Origin of the sequence: Gemmobacter sp. (assembly GCF_046292685.1) — a bacterium.
Classification (GTDB): Bacteria; Pseudomonadota; Alphaproteobacteria; order Rhodobacterales; family Rhodobacteraceae; genus Wagnerdoeblera.
This window is the reverse complement of sequence record NZ_JBKBQM010000023.1, coordinates 1-16880: the sequence shown is the minus strand read 5'-3', so window position 1 is coordinate 16880 and position 16880 is coordinate 1. Positions and strand designations below refer to the sequence as shown.

The window sequence follows — 16880 nt, the reverse complement described above, 5'->3', positions numbered from 1 at the left end:
CGCCCGCGCCCCTCACCGGCCCCGGCGGCACCGGAACCAGCGATGCGAGGACGAAGATGAGCGGCACCACGGGCAGCGGGGCAGGGCAGGCGCGCGGCGGCGTGACCTATCGCAGGGTCATGCTGAAGATTTCCGGCGAGGCGCTGATGGGCGACCAGGGCTATGGCCTGCACCCCCCGACCGTTCAGCGCATCGCGCAGGAAATCAAGGGCGTGCACGATCTGGGCGTGGAGATCTGCATGGTGATCGGCGGCGGCAACATCTTTCGCGGGCTCGCGGGCAGCGCACAGGGAATGGAGCGGACGACGGCGGACTACATGGGCATGCTGGCCACGGTGATGAACGCGCTGGCCATGCAATCGGCGCTGGAGGGGCTGGGGGTGTTCACCCGCGTGATCTCGGCGATTCCGATGGACCAGGTGTGCGAGCCCTACATCCGCCGCCGCGCCGTGCGCCATCTGGAAAAGAAGCGCGTCTGCATCTTTGCGGCCGGCACCGGCAACCCCTATTTCACCACCGATACCGCCGCCACGCTGCGCGCCAACGAAATGGGCTGCGAAGCGGTGTTCAAGGGCACCAAGGTGGATGGCGTCTACGACAAGGATCCCAAGAAGCACGCCGATGCCCGGCGCTACGACGTGGTCAGCTATGACGAGGCGCTGGAAAGGAACCTGGGCGTGATGGATGCCACCGCCATCGCACTGGCGCGCGACAACCGGCTGCCGATCATCGTGTTCTCGCTCGACGAACCGGGGGGCTTCCGCGGCATCCTGGCCGGGCAGGGCACCTATACCACCGTGCGGGGCCTGCCGCTTTGACTTTTGCGCCTTACCGGGTAGAACGTGGCGCCAGATCGCCGCAACCGCGGCCAACCAGAGGGTAATCCCATGTCCGACGATCTCGACATCGACCTTGACGATCTGGAGCGCCGCATGGAAGGCGCCATGGCCGCCTTTCGCACCGAACTGGCGTCGCTGCGCACCGGACGTGCCTCGGGCAGCATGCTGGAGCCGATCCAGGTCGAGGCTTACGGCCAGATGACGCCGATCAACCAGCTGGGCACCGTGAACGTGCCCGAACCGCGTCTGGTGGTCATCAACGTCTGGGACAAGGGCATGGTGGGCAAGGTGGAAAAGGCCATCCGCGAAAGCGGCCTGGGCATCAACCCGCAGCTCAACGGCACGCTCATCATGCTGCCGATCCCCGAGCTCAACGAACAGCGCCGCAAGGAACTGACCAAGGTTGCGGCGGGTTACGCCGAACATGCCCGCGTCGCGATCCGCAACGTGCGCCGCGACGGCATGGACAAGATCAAGAAGGCCAAGGCCGCCGGGATGCCCGAAGACGAACAGAAGATGTATGCCGACGAGGTCCAGGCCCTGACCGACCGCATGATTGCCGCGGTGGACAAGACGCTCGAGGGCAAGCAAGCCGAGATCATGCAGGTCTGACGACCCGCGCTGCCCGGAGCCGAAATGCCGTCCGATACCCGCACACCGCCGCAGCACGTGGCGATCATCATGGACGGCAACGGCCGCTGGGCCACCGCCCGCGGCTGGCCGCGCCTCGTCGGCCACCGCAAGGGCGCCGAACGGGTGAAGCAGATCGTGACCGCCGCCCCGGACCTCGGGATCAAGTGGTTGACGATCTATGCCTTTTCCACCGAGAACTGGAAGCGTTCCACCGAGGAGGTGCTTGGCCTGATGGCACTGTTCTCGCGCTATATCGAGCGCGAGGCCGACCGGATGGCCGCGAACAGCGTGCGGATGCGCTTCATCGGAGACCGCACGCGGCTGGATGACCGCCTGCGCGGCCTGATGGACGGGATCGAGGCGCGCACCGCCCAGCACAGCCGGTTGAACCTGACCGTGGCCATCAACTATGGCGGGCGGGACGAGATCGTGCGCGCCGCCCGCGCGCTGGCGGCCGAGGCGGCGGCCGGCCGGCTGGACCCGGCCCGGATCGACGAGGCGGCCCTGGGTGGCGCGCTGGACACCGCCGCCTTGCCCGACCCCGACCTTGTGATCCGCACCAGCGGCGAAACCCGCACCTCGAACTTCCTGCCCTGGCAGGCGGCCTATGCCGAATACGAGTTCACCCCCACCCTCTGGCCCGATTTCACGCCCGAGGAGCTGGCCGCGATCCTCGCCCGTTTCGGCACGCGCGAGCGGCGTTTTGGCGGGGTGGTGTCGGCATGAGCGCCGATGCCGGACGCTGGGCCGATCTGCGGCAGCGGGTGATTTCCGCCGCGGTGATGATCGCGGTGGCCGCGGTGGAAATCTGGCTGGGGGGGCCGGCCTTTGCGCTGATGGTGCTGCTGGTCTCGGGCGCGATGATCTGGGAGCTTGCGCGCATCACGCGGCCCAAGGCGGCATCGGTTTCGGCGCTGATCCTGGCGGCGCTGGCGGTGGCGGCGCTGGCAGGGGCGGTGTGGTTGCCGTCGGATCTGGCGCCGGCCTTGTTGCTGGTGCCCGCCCTGGGCCTGGCGCTGACGCCGCGCCGCGACCGGCGCATTGCCAGCGCCTATGCGGTGGCGGTCATGGTGGCCGGCTACGGCCTGGTCGCGCTGCGCGACACTTCGGCGGCGGCGCTCCTGTGGTTGATCTGCGTGGTCGTGGCTTCGGATGTGCTGGGCTATTTCGCCGGCCGCATCATCGGCGGGCCGAAGTTCTGGCCGGCGGTCAGCCCCAAGAAAACCTGGTCGGGCACCGCGGCCGGCTGGCTGGGCGCGGTGCTGGTGGGCGTGGGCTTCGTGCTTTGGGCCGGTGCGCCCTGGGGGCTGGTGGCGCTGTCGCCGGTGGCGGCCTTTGCCGGGCAGATGGGCGACATCGCCGAAAGCTGGATCAAGCGCCGGGCCGGGGTCAAGGACAGCTCGAACCTGATCCCCGGCCATGGCGGGTTTCTGGACCGCTTCGACGCGCTGATCCTGGCAGCAGTGGCGGTGATGGCGCTGGGGCTGGTGCTGCCCTTGCCCTTGCCGGGCGGGGGCCTGTGATGCGGTCGGTTTCCATTTTCGGCGCCACGGGCTCGATCGGCGAGAACACGGTGGACCTCATCGCCCGCGCCCCGCAGGATTTCCGCGTGGTGGCGCTGACCGGCGGGCGCAATATCGCGCGGCTGGCCGAACAGGCCCGGGTGCTGAACGCCGAAATCGCCGTGACCGCGCATGACGAGTTGCTGGGCCCATTGCGCGAGGCGCTGGCCGGTTCGGGCGTGCAGGCCGCGGCCGGCGCACAGGCGATTGCCGAGGCCGCCGACCGCCCCGCCGACTGGACGATGTCGGCCATCGTCGGCGCGGCCGGGCTGGTGCCGGGGCTGCGCACCGTCGCGCGCGGCGGCACGCTGGCGCTGGCCAACAAGGAATCGCTGGTCTGCGCCGGGCCGCTGCTGATGACCGAGGCGCGCGCCAACGCCGCAACCATCCTCCCCGTGGACAGCGAACACAGTGCCATCTTCCAGGCGCTGACCGGCGAGGACATGGGCACGGTCGAGCGCATCATCCTGACCGCCTCGGGGGGCGCCTTGCGCGACTGGCCGCTGGAACGTCTGGCGCAGGCCACCGTGGCCGAGGCGCTGGCGCATCCGAACTGGGCGATGGGCCAGCGCATCACCATCGATTCGGCCTCGATGTTCAACAAGGCGATGGAAGTCATCGAGACGCGGGAATTCTTCGGCATCGCCCCCGACCGGATCGAGGTCATCATCCACCCGGAATCGCTGGTGCATTCGCTGGTGGGCTTTCGCGACGGGGCGTTGATGGCGCATCTGGGCGCGCCCGACATGCGCCATGCCATCGGCTATGCGCTGCACTGGCCCGACCGGCGCCATCTGCCGGTGGCGCGGCTGGATCTCGCACAGGTGGCCACGCTGACCTTCCGCGCCCCCGACCTTGTGCGCTACCCCGCGCTTCGGCTGGCGCGCGAGGTGATGGCGGCCGGCGGCCTGGCCGGGGCGGCCTTCACCGCGGCCAAGGAAATCGCGCTGGACCATTTCATCGACGGGCGCATCGGCTTCATGGCGATGGCCGAGGTGGTCGAGGCGACGCTCGACGCGATCTCGCGCGATTGTGGCCTTGGAAATGCCCCCGACAGCCTTGAGGCTGTGCTGGAAATGGACAACCTTGCCCGCCAGACGGCGCAAGGCATCGCCCGTGCGCGGGCAGGATAAGGGCAGACAATGGATTTTCTGGCGCAGCTTCCGTCCTTCGGCAATGCCTTGTGGACGCTGGTCGCCTTTGTTGCGGCGCTTTCGGTGATCGTGGCAGTGCACGAATACGGGCACTACATCGTCGGGCGCTGGTGCGGGATCAAGGCCGATGTGTTCAGCCTGGGCTTCGGGCCGAAGCTCGTGGGCTGGACCGACCGGCGCGGCACGCACTGGCAGATCGCGGCCTTGCCCTTTGGCGGGTTCGTCAAGTTCAAGGGCGATGCCGACGCCGCCTCGGGCAAGGATGGCCACGCCTTCGATGCCATGAGCCCCGAGGAGCGGCGCGACACCATGCATGGCGCGCCGCTGTGGGCGCGTTCGGCGACAGTGGCGGCGGGGCCGGTGTTCAACTTTGCGCTGTCGATTGCCGTGTTCGCCGGCATGGTGCTGTGGAGCGGGGTGGCCACGCAGGAGGCCCGGGTCGGCGCGCCCAAGGCGCTGCCCACGGCGCAGGTGCTGCAACCGGGCGATCTGGTGCTGGCGCTGGATGGCCAGCCGGTTGCCGACCTTGCAGGCTTCTACCGGGTGGCCGATGGTCTGACCCCGGCGCCGCAGGTGCGTTACACGCTGGACCGCGCCGGCCGAACCGAAACGGTCGATGGCCCGTTTCCCTTTCCGCCGCTGGCCGACATGGTGCAGCCCGACTCGGCGGCGCAAGATGCGGGGTTGCGGGCCGGCGACGTGGTGCTGGCGGTGAACGGCGCGCCGATTCACGCCTTTTCGGAATTGCGGGCCAAGGTGGGGGCTTCGGACGGGGCGCCGGTCACGCTGCGCATCTGGCGTGCCGGGGTGGAACAGGACGTGACGCTGACGCCGCGCCGGGTCGATCTGCCTGTGCCCGAAGGCGGGTTCGAAACCCGCTGGCTGATCGGGCTGACGGGCGGCCTTGCCTTCGAGCCCGAAACCCGCCGCCCCGGCGTGTTCGAGGCGCTGCAACTGGGCGCCCGGCAGACCTGGATGATCGTTCAGACCTCGCTTTCGGGGTTGTGGCACATGGTCACGGGCGCGATTTCCAGCTGCAATCTGCGCGGCCCGCTGGGCATTGCCGAAAGCTCGGGCAACGCCGCCGCGCAAGGCACGCAAAGCTTCATCTGGTTCATTGCGATGCTGTCCACCGCCGTGGGCATGATGAACCTGTTTCCCGTGCCGGTGCTGGATGGCGGGCACCTGGTGTTCCACGCCTGGGAAGCGGTTACCGGCAAGCCGCCCAGCGACCGGGCCTTGCGCGGGCTGATGACGGCGGGGCTGGCGCTGTTGCTGACGCTGATGGTCTTTGCGCTGACGAACGACCTGTTCTGCCCCTGAACTGCGCCGGTCCTGCCCAAAACCGGCCATAATTCCGGAATATCCTTATATCGTGCGGGGTGATGTTCCCGCGCAAGGGAACCCGGAGTCACACCATGCAGACCCTTTCGAGCGGCTACCGCAGCCTGTCGCTTCTGCTCAACCTGAACTGGGACCGGCTTTTTTCGCTGGCGACCATCGTGCTCGGCCTGCTGGCCGGGGCCTTCCTCGGGTCGGTCATCAGCCAGCTGTGATGCTTGCCGGGGCTGTCGCCGGAAAGGCGCCGACCTTGACCGGGTCGCCGCCTTTGGCCTTTTGACAAGCCCCCCCGTTCGGGCTAGTCAGGTCGGGTGGAACGACGACCGGGGGGTTTGTCTGATGGTTGCCTATTCTCGCTTCCGGGCCGTTGCGATGTCGCGTGCCGGCCTGCGCGCCGGTGTTCTGGCGGGGTTGCTGGCCTCGGCTTCGGTGCTGGGCGGCCTGCCGGCACTGGCGCAGGGCTACAGCTTTTCCAACGTCGCCATCGAAGGCAACCAGAGGATCGAACCGCGCACCATCCTGAACTTTGCCCGCATCCAGCGCGGCGCCCCGGTTTCGGCGGCCGAACTGAACGATGCCTACCAGCGCCTCCAGGGCTCGGGCCTGTTCGAGGAGGTCACGCTGACCCCCCGCGGCGGCACGCTGGTGATTACGGTCAAGGAATACCCGACCATCAATGTGGTCAACTTCGAAGGCAATGCCCGGCTGAAGTCCGAAGACCTTGCCAAGCTCATCGAATCGCGCTCGCGCCGGGTCTATTCGCCGGCCCAGGCCGAGGCGGACGCGGCCACCATTGCCGAGGCCTATTCGGTGGCCGGCCGCATGGCCGCCCGGGTCGAGCCGCGCATCATCCGCCGGTCCGACAACCGCGTCGATCTGGTGTTCGAGATCGCCGAAGGCCGCGTGACCGAGGTGGAGCGGCTTTCCTTCGTGGGCAACCGCAACTTCACCGACCGCCGGCTGCGTCAGGTGCTGCAGACCAAGCAGGCCGGCCTGCTGCGCCAGCTGATCGGCCGCGACACCTACGTGGCCGAGCGGATCGAACTCGACAAGCAGCTTCTGCGCGACTTCTACCTGTCGCGCGGCTTCATCGACATTCAGGTGCTGGACGCCACCGCGGAACTCGCGCGGGAACGCGACGGCTTCTTCGTGACCTTCACGGTGCGCGAAGGGTTGCAATACCGTTTCGGCACCACCAGCGTTGTCAGCGAGATCGAAGGGGTGGATGCCGCGCCCTACGAACCGCTGCTGCGCATTCGCCCCGGTTCGACCTATACCCCCTCGCAGGTCGATGGTGCCATCGCCCGCATGGAGGCGCTGGCCAGCCGCAACGGCGTGAACTTCCTGCGGGTGGAACCGCGGCTCAAGCGCAACGACCGCGACCAGACGGTCGATATCGAGTTCGCGCTGACGCGCGGCGAACGGGTGTTCGTCGAACGCATCGACATCGAAGGCAACACCACCACCGCTGACCAGGTGATCCGCCGCCAGTTCCGCACGGTCGAAGGCGACCCGCTGAACCCGCGCGATATCCGCGCAGCGGCCGAACGCATCCGCGCGCTCGGCTACTTCGAGGATGCCGAAGTGACGGCGGCCGAAGGCTCGACCCCCGAAGCCGTGGTGGTCAAGGCGACCGTCACCGAAAAGCCGACCGGGTCGCTGTCGTTCGGCGCAAGCTACGGCAAGGCCGACGGGGTTGGCGTCACCATCGCGCTGTCGGAATCGAACTTCCTCGGCCGCGGGCAGTATGTGTCGGTGGACCTCAACCTCGGCGCGTCGAACGCCACGTCATCGTTCACCTTTTCCGAGCCGGCGGTTCTGGGGCGCGACCTGAAATTCTCGCTCAACGGCATCTATGCCGAAACCGAGGCCAACTTCGCCACCTGGGATACGCGTCTGGTTTCGCTGGGCGCCGCGCTGGAATTCCCGCTGTCGGAAAACCTGCGGCTGGAAACGCGCTATACCTTCAGCAAGAGCCGGGTGTCGAACGTGGGCGCGACCTCCAGCCCGATCCTGGCGCGCGAGGCGGCGCGCGGGTCGCTGACCGGGTCGGCCCTGGGCTATACGCTGAACTTCGACAACCGCCGCAGCGGGCTGGGCGGCGACGTGGCCTATGTCGCGCGCTTCGGGCAGGATTTCTACGGCCTGGGCGGCGATCTGAAGTTCCTCAAGACCGAGGTGTTCGCTGGGGCGCAGACTCGCGTGCTGAACGACGAGCTGACCTTGCGCGCCGAGTTCGAGGGCGGCGCCATCGCCACCAGCGGCGGCAATGGCACGCGGGTGACCGAGCGCTTCTTCCTCGATGGCAAGATGCGCGGCTTTGCCCCCTTCGGCGCCGGCCCGCGTGATACGCTGGCGGGCAAGACCGACCCGCTGGGCGGCAACTTCTATGCTGTTGCGCGGTTCGAAACCGAGTTTCCCATCGGCCTGCCCGAAGAATACGGCATCAGGGGTGGGGCTTTCCTCGACATCGGGTCGGTCTGGGGCCTGAACGACATCGCCGGCGTCGGGCCGGTGGACGACAAGATGCGCCTGCGGTCGTCGGTGGGCGTGTCGGTGTTGTGGGATACGCCGATCGGGCCCTTGCGGTTCAACTTTGCCAAGGCGCTGAAAAAGCAGCCCTATGACAAGGAACAGCGCTTCGACCTGACGATCTCGACGAAGTTCTGATGCGGCGCGGGCGCATTGCCCCGGTGGCTGCGGCCCTGGCGCTGATGGCCGGGGGCGCCGCCGCGCAAACGGCGCAGCCCGCGCTTTCGCAAGGCGTGCCGCAAATGCCCTTCGTCACGCTGGATGATGCGCGGCTGTTTTCGGACTCGGCCTGGGGCAAGGCGTTGAACAAGCGGCTGGAGGCCGAGCAGACCGGGCTTGCCGCCGAAAACCGCGAGATCGAAGCCCGCCTTGCCGATCAGGAACGCGACCTGACCGCGCGCCGCCCCGACCTGCCCGCGGCCGAGTTCCGCACCCTGGCCGACCGTTTCAACGCCGAGGTCGAGTCCTGGCGCAGCACGCAGAAGGCCAAGGAACAGGCGATCTATCAACGCCACGAGGCGGCGCGGCTGCGGTTCCGCGATGTGGCCAACCAGGTGCTGGCGCAACTGATGGTCGAGCGCGGCGCGCTGGCCATCATTGCCGAAGAAGCGATCGTGCTGGGCTTTCGCGAGATCGACATCACCGCCGACGCGGTCGCGCGGCTGGATGCGCTGGTGGGCGACGGATCGAACCTGCCCGAACCCGAACCGGCAGGCCCCGACGCGCCTGTGCCGCCCGCCCCCGCCGGCGCGCAACGGCCGGCCCCCGCCACGCCCTAGCCCTGCGCTGGACAGCCGCGACGTCAGTTGCTAGCAAAACCGTCATGCCGCGCCAGCGGTTCACCCGAGGACCACCGATGACAGACGCCCCCATCACCGAAGCCGATCTGGACCTCATCACCCGGATCATTCCGCACCGCTATCCCTTCCTGCTGGTGGACAAGGTGCGCGACATCGTCAAGGGCGAGTCCTGCGTGGGCATCAAGAACGTCACCTACAACGAGCCGCATTTCACCGGGCATTTTCCCGGTATGCCGATCATGCCCGGCGTGATGATCGTCGAGGCGATGGCCCAGACCGCGGGCGTGCTGGTGGGCATCACGATGGATCTGGTGGACAAGAACGCCAAGGTATTCTTCATGGGGGTCGAGGCGGCCAAGTTCCGCCGCAAGGTGGTGCCGGGCGACGTGCTGGAACTCCACGTCAAGGCGCTGCGCGGCGGCGGGCGGGTCTGGCGGTTCGAGGGGCGCGCGATGGTGGCCGGCGAACTGGCGGCCGAGGCGACCTACACCGCCATGTTCGACGTTCCGAAAGGCTGAGCCGATGACCATCGACGCCAGCGCCCGCGTGCATCCGGCGGCCATCGTCGAGGAAGGGGCGGTGATCGGGCCCGAGTGCCAGATCGGCCCCTTTGCCGTGATCGGCCCCGAGGTGACGCTGGGCCGGGGCGTGGTGGTCAAGTCGCATGCGGTGGTCACCGGCTGGACGACGATCGGCGACGAGACGGTGGTGTTTCCCTTTGCGGTCGTGGGCGAGGTGCCGCAGGATCTGAAGTATAGGGGCGAGCGCACGCGCGCCATCGTCGGTGCGCGCTGCCGCATCCGCGAAGGCGCCACGGTGAACACCGGCACCGAAGGCGGCGGCGGGGTGACCCGGGTGGGCGACGATTGCCTGCTGATGACGGGCGCGCATGTCGGGCACGATGCCAGCGTGGGCGACCGGGTGATCCTGGCCAACCAGGCGGCGGTGGCGGGCCATTGCACCTTGGGCGACGATGTGATCGTCGGCGGCCTGTCGGGCATTCACCAATGGGTGCGAATCGGGCGCGGCGCGATCATCGGGGCGGTCACGATGGTGACCAATGACGTGATCCCCTTTGGTCTGGTGCAGGCGCCGCGGGGCGAGCTGGACGGGCTGAACCTTGTGGGGCTCAAGCGCCGCGGCGTGGACCGGGCCGAGATCACCGCCTTGCGCGCGGCCTATCAGATGCTGGCGCAAGGCGAAGGCGCCTTTCAGGATCGCGCGCGGCGGCTGGCCGAAGAAACCGAAAGCGCCCATGTGCGCGAGGTGGTGGATTTCATCCTGTCCGCGTCGGATCGGTCGTTCCTGACGCCGCGCTGACCGGCGGGCCGGCGTGCCGAGGGCTGGCGGCGGATGCCTCCGGCGGGGATATTTGCGGCAAGGTGAAAGGACAGGGAGCGATGGGGCAGATCGCGGTGATTGCCGGGGCCGGTGCCTTGCCCGGGGCGGTGGCGGCGGCCCTGGGCGGCGCGCCGGTTTTTTCGCCGGAAGGCGTTGCGGTTGCGGTTCCGGCCGAGCGGTTCCGGTTCGAACGGCTGGTGCCGTTTCTGGCGATGCTGGCGGATCGCGGGATCGGCGGGGTGGTGCTGGCAGGGGCCATGACCCGGCCGCGGCTGGACCCGGCGCTGTTCGATGCTGCGACGGCGCAGCTGGTGCCGCGTCTGGTTGCGGCGATGCAGGCCGGCGACGATGCCACCTTGCGTGCCGTTGTGGCGGTGATCGAGGAGGCGGGGCTGAACGTTCTGGGGCTCGCCGAGGTGGCGCCGGGGCTGATTCCGGGGGCCGGGGTGCTGGGCGCCGTGCAGCCCGGGGCGCAGGACAAGGCCGATGTTGCACGCGCCGCCGCGGTGGTGGCGGCCCTGGGGGCGGTCGACGTCGGGCAGGGGGCGGTGGTGGCGCAGGGCCTGTGCCTGGCGGTCGAGGCCTTGCCTGGCACGGATGCCATGCTCGACTGGGTGGCGGCGGTGGCGGGCCGGCTGCGCCCGCCCGGCGCGCGCGGCGTGTTGTGGAAGGCGCCGAAGCCCGGGCAGGATCTGCGGGTGGATCTGCCGGCGCTTGGCCCCGAAACCGTGCGGCGCGCGGCCGCCGCCGGGCTTGCCGGCATTGCCTGGCCTGCGGGCGGCGCCGTGGTGCTGGACCGTGACGCGATGGTCGCCGCTGCCGATGCCGCCGGCCTTTTCCTGTGGGCGCGCGAGCCGTGAAGCTGTTCCTGGTTGCGGGCGAACCGTCGGGCGACCGGCTGGGGGCCGCGCTGATGGCCGGTTTGCGCCAGCTTGCCCCCGGTGTGGGGTTCGAGGGTGTCGGCGGCCCGGCGATGGAAGCCGAGGGCCTTGCCAGCCTGTTCCCGATGGAAGAACTGGCCGTCATGGGGCTGGTCGAGGTGCTGCCGAAGTACCGGGCGCTGAAGCGGCGGATCGCGCAGACCGCGCAGGCGGTGCTGGGCAGCGGGGCGCAGGCGCTGGTCACCATCGACAGCCCGGATTTCTGCCTGCGGGTGGCGCAGCTGGTGCGCGCGGCGCGCCCCGGGTTCCGGGTCATCCACTATGTCGCGCCGTCGGTCTGGGCGTGGCGGCCGGGCCGGGCCGCGAAGATGGCGCAGGTGGTGGACCATGTGCTGGCCCTGTTGCCGTTCGAGCCGCCCTACATGACCGCGGCCGGCATGACCTGCGATTTCGTCGGGCACCCGGTGGTGGCCGAGCCGCTGGCCGATGCCGCAGGGGTGGAGGCCTTTGCCGCAAGGCACGGGCTGGTGCGGCCGTGGTTGCTGGTGCTGCCCGGGTCGCGCAAGGGCGAGGTGCGGCGGCTGGCGCCGGTGTTCGGGCAGGTTCTGGCGGGCCTTGCGCCGATGCCGGTGGTGCTGCCGACCGTGCGCGGTGTGGTGGGGCTGGTGCGGGCGCTGGTGGCCGAATGGCCGGTGCCGCCGCTGATCGTGGCCGATGCGGCCGACAAGGCGGCCGCCTTTGCGGGGGCACGGGCGGCGCTGGCGGCGTCGGGCACGGTGTCGCTGGAACTGGCGGCGAACGGGGTGCCGATGGTGATTGCCTATGACATGAACCCGCTCAGCCGTGTTCTGATGCAGCGCCTGATGCGGGTGGATACGGTGACGCTGGTCAACCTCGTCTCCGAAACCCGGGTCGTGCCCGAGTTTCTGGGGGCCCGCTGCCGGGCAGACCTGATCCGCCCGGCGCTGGCAGAGCTGTTGACCGACGGTCCGGGCCAGGCCGCACAGGCGCAGGCGATGGCGCTGACGATGGACCGGCTGGGCCGCGGGGGCGAACCGCCGGGCCTGCGCGCGGCCCGGTCGGTTCTGGCGCATCTCTAGCCGGTCAGCGCCCGCGCCAGATCCAGCCGCCGCCCAGCACGCGGCTGCCTTCGGGGGCGTAGAACACGCAAGCCTGCCCGGCGCTGACGCCGTCTTCGGGGGCGATCAGCTCTACTTCGGCCTCGGTGGCCGACAAAGGCCGCAGGATCGCCTCGCGCGGGGGGCGGGTGGAGCGCACCTTGACCATGACCTGCCAGTCCGCCCGGCTGTCGAACGGCGCATCGCCCAGCCAGTTCACCTCGCGCAAGGGCACGATGCGGGTCGACAGCGCCTGTTTCGGCCCCACCACCACGCGGCGGCTTTCGGGGTCCAGCCGCACCACATACAGCGGCTCGGCCAACCCGCCGATGCCCAGGCCCTTGCGCTGCCCGATGGTATAGTGGATCACCCCGCCATGCCGGCCCAGCACGCGCCCGTCAAGATCGACGATCTCGCCCGGCTCGGCTGCACCGGGGCGCAACTTTTCGATCACGGCGGCATAATTGCCATTCGGGACAAAGCAGATGTCCTGGCTGTCGGGCTTGTCGGCCACCGGCAGCCCGTATTTCGCGGCCAGTGCCCGGGTTTCGGCCTTGCTGGCCAGATGCCCGAGCGGAAAGCGCAGGTAGGCCAGCTGTTCGGGCGTGGTGGAAAACAGGAAATAGCTCTGGTCGCGTGCCGGATCGGCGGCCATGTGCAGCTCGGGCCCATGCGAGCCCATCTTGCGCTGGATGTAATGCCCGGTTGCCATGCAGTCGGCATCCAGCTCGCGCGCGGTGTTCAGCAGATCCTTGAACTTCACCCGCTCGTTGCAGCGGATGCACGGCACCGGGGTGGCGCCGGCCAGATAGGCATCGGCGAATTCCTCGATCACCGCATCGCGGAAGGTGTTTTCGTAATCCAGCACATAGTGCGGAAAGCCCATGGCCTCGGCCACGCGGCGCGCATCGTGAATGTCGCGGCCCGCGCAGCAGGCGCCCTTTTTCGCCAGCGCGGCGCCGTGGTCGTAAAGCTGCAGGGTGACGCCGACCACGTCGTAACCTTCTTCGGCCAGCATCGCGGCAACGACCGAGGAATCGACCCCGCCCGACATCGCCACGACAACGCGCGTGTCGCGGGGGTGCTTGGGCAGGCCAAGCGAATTCAGCGGCAGGTCGCGGGGCATGGTCTCTCTCCGGGGAATGCGTCGAGATATAGGAAAATTCTGCGCATTCTCCAACCCCCCGCTTCACCGGCCCTTAAGCCTGTTGCGCCATCCTGCACCGAGGAACGAGGGAATGCCGATGTATCTCAAACGTGTCGATGGCCCGCGCCAGATCACGCTGCCGGATGGCAGCATCCTCAGCCGTGCCGATCTGCCGCCCCCCGATACCCGCCGCTGGGTCGCCAGCCGCAAGGCCGTCGTGGTCAAGGCCGTGGTTTACGGCCTGATGACCCGCGACGAGGCGCTGGAACGCTATGCCTTGTCGGACGAGGAGTTCGACCTGTGGCACAGTGCCGTGGCGACCCACGGGGAAAAGGCGCTGAAGGTGACGGCCATCCAGAAATACCGACAACTTTAGATTGTATTCCGGGAATGTTCTGTCACAGTAACGTGTAGTTAACCATTGGCCAGCAAGGTTGTCACCATACAAGGGCTGCCTAACCGGAGAATCCAGATGCGCATCCTTCTGGTCGAAGACGATCCGACGACGTCGCGCAGCATCGAACTGATGCTGACGCATGCCAACCTGAATGTCTATTGCACCGACCTGGGCGAAGAAGGCATCGATCTGGCAAAGCTTTACGACTACGACCTGATCCTGCTGGACCTGAACCTGCCCGACATGACCGGGCATGAGGTGCTGCGCCAGCTGCGTCTGGCCCGGGTCGACACGCCGATCCTGATTCTCTCGGGCGCCGACGATACCGAAAGCAAGCTCAAGGGCTTTGGCTTCGGCGCGGACGATTACATGACCAAGCCGTTCCACCGCGAGGAGCTGGTGGCACGCATCCATGCCATCATTCGCCGGTCCAAGGGGCACGCGCAATCGGTCATCCGCACCGGGCGCGTGACGGTCAACCTCGATGCCAAGACCGTCGATGTCGAAGGCAAGGCCGTGCACCTGACCGGCAAGGAATATCAGATGCTGGAACTGCTTTCCTTGCGCAAGGGCACCACGCTGACCAAGGAGATGTTCCTCAACCATCTTTACGGCGGCATGGACGAACCCGAACTCAAGATCATCGACGTGTTCATCTGCAAGCTCCGCAAGAAGCTGGCCGAGGCGACCGGCGGGCAGAACTACATCGAAACCGTCTGGGGCCGCGGCTACGTGCTGCGCGACCCGACGCCGCAAGCCGTGTCCATCCCCCCCGGCCGCATCGCAGCCAGCGCCTGACCACCTTTCCTTTGACCGGAGCCCGGCCTAAACCATGAGGGCAACCGCAAGGAGGGCAGCATGGCCGGGTCCGACAGGAACAACAGCGCTGGAACCGAAGCTGCGTTGCCGGAAGCGGAGGCCTTCCGCCCAGTCCAGAGTCTGAGCGAGGGCGATGCCCTGGCGGAATGGGCGGCGCTGGCGCAGGCCTACCGCGATGCGAACGTCGCCTATCACCGCGACGATGCGCCGATCATGTCGGATGCCGCGTTCGATGCGATCAAGCGTCGCCTTCAGGCGCTTGAAGCCGCGTTTCCCGGAATCGCCCGCGCTTCGGGCACGGAAGGCAGCCCCTTGCAGCAGGTCGGTGGCCCGCTGGCGGAAGGCTTTGCCAAGGTGCGGCACAGCGTGCCGATGCTCAGCCTGGAAAACGCCTTCGAGGCGTCGGATGTGGCCGATTTCGCCGACCGGGTGGCACGCTTTCTGGGGCTTGCCGCGCCGCCGGCCTTCACCGCCGAACCCAAGATCGACGGTCTCAGCCTTTCGCTGCTTTACCATCGCGGCATCCTGCAGCATGCCGCCACGCGCGGCGACGGCGAGGAAGGCGAGGTTGTCACGCCGAACGCGAGAACGATCGCGGATATCCCGCAGCAGCTTGTCGGCGCGCCCGAGGTATTGGAGGTGCGCGGCGAAGTCTACATGACCCATGCCGATTTCGCGGCGCTGAACGCGCGGCAGGCGGAACGGGGCGACAAGACCTTTGCCAATCCGCGCAATGCCGCGGCCGGTTCCTTGCGCCAGCTGGATGCCAGCATCACCGCAACCCGGCCGCTGCGCTTTTTCGCCTATGCCTGGGGCGCGCTTTCCGAGCCGCTGGGCGCCACCCAGATGCAGGCGGTGGCGCGGCTGGCCGAACTTGGCTTTGTCACCAACCCCCTGATGATCCGGGCGGACTCGGTCGAGGCGCTGCTGGATCACTACCGGACGATCGAGGCGCAGCGCGCCACGCTGGGCTATGACATCGACGGCGTGGTTTACAAGGTCGACGATCTGTCGTTGCAGGCCCGGCTCGGGTCGCGCGCCAATACGCCGCGATGGGCGATCGCGCACAAGTTTCCGGCCGAAACCGCCTGGACGGTGCTGGAGGGCATCGACATTCAGGTCGGCCGCACCGGCGCGCTGTCGCCGGTGGCGCGGCTGCGGCCGGTGACGGTGGGGGGCGTGGTGGTTTCCAACGCCACCCTGCACAACGAGGATTACATCGCCGGGCGCGACAGCAAGGGCGAGCCGATCCGCGGGGGCAAGGATATTCGCGTGGGCGACCGGGTGCTGGTCTATCGCGCCGGCGATGTCATCCCCAAGGTCGCCGACGTCGACCTGTCGCAGCGCCCGGCCGGCAGCCTGCCCTTCGTCTTTCCCGAAACCTGCCCGGAATGCGGCTCGCCGGCCATCCGCGAACCCGGCGATTCGGTGCGCCGCTGTTCGGGCGGGCTGGTCTGCCCGGCACAGGCGGTGGAAAAGCTCAAGCACTTCGTCAGCCGCGCCGCCTTCGACATCGAGGGCCTGGGCGCCCGCCAGATCGAGATGTTCTTTGCCGATGCCGACCTGCCGATCCGCGAGCCGGCCGATATCTTCACGCTGGAAGCGCGCGATGCCGCCGGCCTGACCCGGCTGAAGAACCGCGATGGCTTTGGCGAGAAGAGCACCCGGGCCCTGTTCGCCGCCATTGCCGAGCGGCGGCGCATTTCGCTGGCGCGGTTGCTGTTCGGGCTTGGCATCCGCCATCTGGGCGAGGTGGCGGCAGCCGACCTCGCGCGCCATTTCCAAACCTGGCCGGCGCTGATCGCCACGGTGGATGCGGCACGGCCCGCAGCGCTGCGCCATCTTGCCTGCGATGCCGCCGAAGCGGCCGAGCGTGCGGCCGCCGCCCGCGAAGGGCGCCGGCCCGAAATCGCCAGGGTGCGCGAACGCGCCTGGTCCGCCGAACCGCCTGTGCCCGAGGCGGCGCGCAACGCCTGGGCCGAGCTTCTGGGAATCGAGGGCGTCGGGGCCGTGCTGGCCACTTCGCTGGTGTCGGCCCTGGCGCAAGGCGGGCAGGAACGGGCGGCGGTGGACCGGCTGATCGCGCAGTTGACCGAAATCCTCCCGCCCGAGGCGCGGGCCACCGACAGCCCGGTGGCCGGCAAGACTGTGGTCTTCACGGGCACGCTGGAACGGATGACCCGGGCCGAAGCCAAGGCCCGGGCCGAAGCGCTGGGGGCCAAGGTGGCCGGGTCGGTTTCGGCAAAGACCGATTTCCTCGTGGCCGGCCCCGGCGCGGGGTCCAAGGCCGCCAAGGCCGCCGAACTGGGGGTGACC

General features: G+C 68.6%; 17 protein-coding genes. 16 read left to right on the top strand and 1 reads right to left on the bottom strand.

Annotated elements, in window-relative coordinates; translation table 11 throughout:
• The first annotated feature begins 56 nt into the window (after window positions 1-56).
• The 13 genes from pyrH to lpxB all read left to right on the top strand — a co-directional run bounded on the left by pyrH (window position 57) and on the right by lpxB (window position 12183).
• On the top strand, window positions 57-818 hold the full coding sequence (gene pyrH / locus ACK4S2_RS08350; protein WP_409622837.1) for a UMP kinase: 762 nt from the start codon (window positions 57-59) through the stop codon (window positions 816-818).
• A gap of 69 nt (window positions 819-887) precedes the next feature.
• On the top strand, window positions 888-1451 hold the full coding sequence (gene frr, locus ACK4S2_RS08345; protein WP_409622834.1) for a ribosome recycling factor: 564 nt from the start codon (window positions 888-890) through the stop codon (window positions 1449-1451).
• A 24-nt stretch (window positions 1452-1475) separates the two neighbouring features.
• Entirely contained in the window at window positions 1476-2198 is a 723-nt protein-coding gene (gene uppS / locus ACK4S2_RS08340; RefSeq protein WP_409622831.1) for a polyprenyl diphosphate synthase, read from the top strand.
• On the top strand, window positions 2195-2995 hold the full coding sequence (locus tag ACK4S2_RS08335) for a phosphatidate cytidylyltransferase (protein WP_409622829.1): 801 nt from the start codon (window positions 2195-2197) through the stop codon (window positions 2993-2995). Before uppS ends, ACK4S2_RS08335 begins: the two co-directional genes overlap by 4 nt.
• On the top strand, window positions 2995-4167 hold the full coding sequence (gene dxr, locus ACK4S2_RS08330) for a 1-deoxy-D-xylulose-5-phosphate reductoisomerase (protein WP_409622826.1): 1173 nt from the start codon (window positions 2995-2997) through the stop codon (window positions 4165-4167). The genes ACK4S2_RS08335 and dxr overlap by 1 nt, the downstream gene beginning before the upstream one ends.
• A 9-nt stretch (window positions 4168-4176) precedes the next feature.
• On the top strand, window positions 4177-5511 hold the full coding sequence (rseP, locus tag ACK4S2_RS08325; RefSeq protein ID WP_409622823.1) for an RIP metalloprotease RseP: 1335 nt from the start codon (window positions 4177-4179) through the stop codon (window positions 5509-5511).
• Window positions 5512-5606: 95 nt separating this feature from the next.
• On the top strand, window positions 5607-5744 hold the full coding sequence (locus ACK4S2_RS08320; RefSeq protein WP_409622820.1) for a hypothetical protein: 138 nt from the start codon (window positions 5607-5609) through the stop codon (window positions 5742-5744).
• Window positions 5745-5868: 124 nt separating this feature from the next.
• Entirely contained in the window at window positions 5869-8199 is a 2331-nt protein-coding gene (bamA, locus tag ACK4S2_RS08315; protein ID WP_409622817.1) for an outer membrane protein assembly factor BamA, read from the top strand.
• Window positions 8199-8840 carry an OmpH family outer membrane protein gene (locus ACK4S2_RS08310; RefSeq protein ID WP_409622814.1) on the top strand — a complete coding sequence of 214 codons (642 nt, stop codon included), beginning with the start codon at window positions 8199-8201 and terminating at the stop codon, window positions 8838-8840. The genes bamA and ACK4S2_RS08310 overlap by 1 nt, the downstream gene beginning before the upstream one ends.
• Before the next feature lie 77 nt (window positions 8841-8917).
• The gene (gene fabZ / locus ACK4S2_RS08305) at window positions 8918-9379 is read left to right on the top strand and encodes a 3-hydroxyacyl-ACP dehydratase FabZ (RefSeq protein WP_409622811.1); all 462 of its coding nucleotides are present in this window, start codon (window positions 8918-8920) and stop codon (window positions 9377-9379) included.
• Between the two features lie 4 nt (window positions 9380-9383).
• Complete coding sequence (gene lpxA / locus ACK4S2_RS08300; RefSeq protein WP_409622809.1) at window positions 9384-10181, top strand: acyl-ACP--UDP-N-acetylglucosamine O-acyltransferase; 798 nt, start codon at window positions 9384-9386, stop codon at window positions 10179-10181.
• A gap of 80 nt (window positions 10182-10261) precedes the next feature.
• On the top strand, window positions 10262-11062 hold the full coding sequence (gene lpxI, locus ACK4S2_RS08295) for a UDP-2,3-diacylglucosamine diphosphatase LpxI domain-containing protein (RefSeq protein ID WP_409622806.1): 801 nt from the start codon (window positions 10262-10264) through the stop codon (window positions 11060-11062).
• Window positions 11059-12183, top strand: a complete 1125-nt coding sequence (gene lpxB / locus ACK4S2_RS08290; protein WP_409622804.1) for a lipid-A-disaccharide synthase — start codon at window positions 11059-11061, stop codon at window positions 12181-12183. The genes lpxI and lpxB overlap by 4 nt, the downstream gene beginning before the upstream one ends.
• 4 nt (window positions 12184-12187) lie before the next feature.
• Here the strand turns inward: lpxB and mnmA are convergent, their stop codons facing one another.
• Window positions 12188-13327: a tRNA 2-thiouridine(34) synthase MnmA gene (gene mnmA, locus ACK4S2_RS08285; protein WP_409622801.1), complete on the bottom strand. Its 1140-nt coding sequence runs from the start codon at window positions 13325-13327 to the stop codon at window positions 12188-12190.
• A 118-nt stretch (window positions 13328-13445) separates the two neighbouring features.
• Between mnmA and ACK4S2_RS08280 the strand changes: the two genes are divergently transcribed.
• The 3 genes from ACK4S2_RS08280 to ligA form a co-directional block, all read left to right on the top strand.
• Window positions 13446-13724 carry a DUF1153 domain-containing protein gene (locus ACK4S2_RS08280; protein WP_409622798.1) on the top strand — a complete coding sequence of 93 codons (279 nt, stop codon included), beginning with the start codon at window positions 13446-13448 and terminating at the stop codon, window positions 13722-13724.
• A 96-nt stretch (window positions 13725-13820) separates the two neighbouring features.
• A complete protein-coding gene (gene ctrA, locus ACK4S2_RS08275) occupies window positions 13821-14543 on the top strand; it encodes a response regulator transcription factor CtrA (protein ID WP_409622795.1) in 723 nt (240 codons plus the stop codon).
• A 60-nt stretch (window positions 14544-14603) separates the two neighbouring features.
• The coding region (gene ligA, locus ACK4S2_RS08270) for an NAD-dependent DNA ligase LigA (RefSeq protein ID WP_409622793.1) at window positions 14604-16880 on the top strand (2277 nt) is incomplete at its 3' end.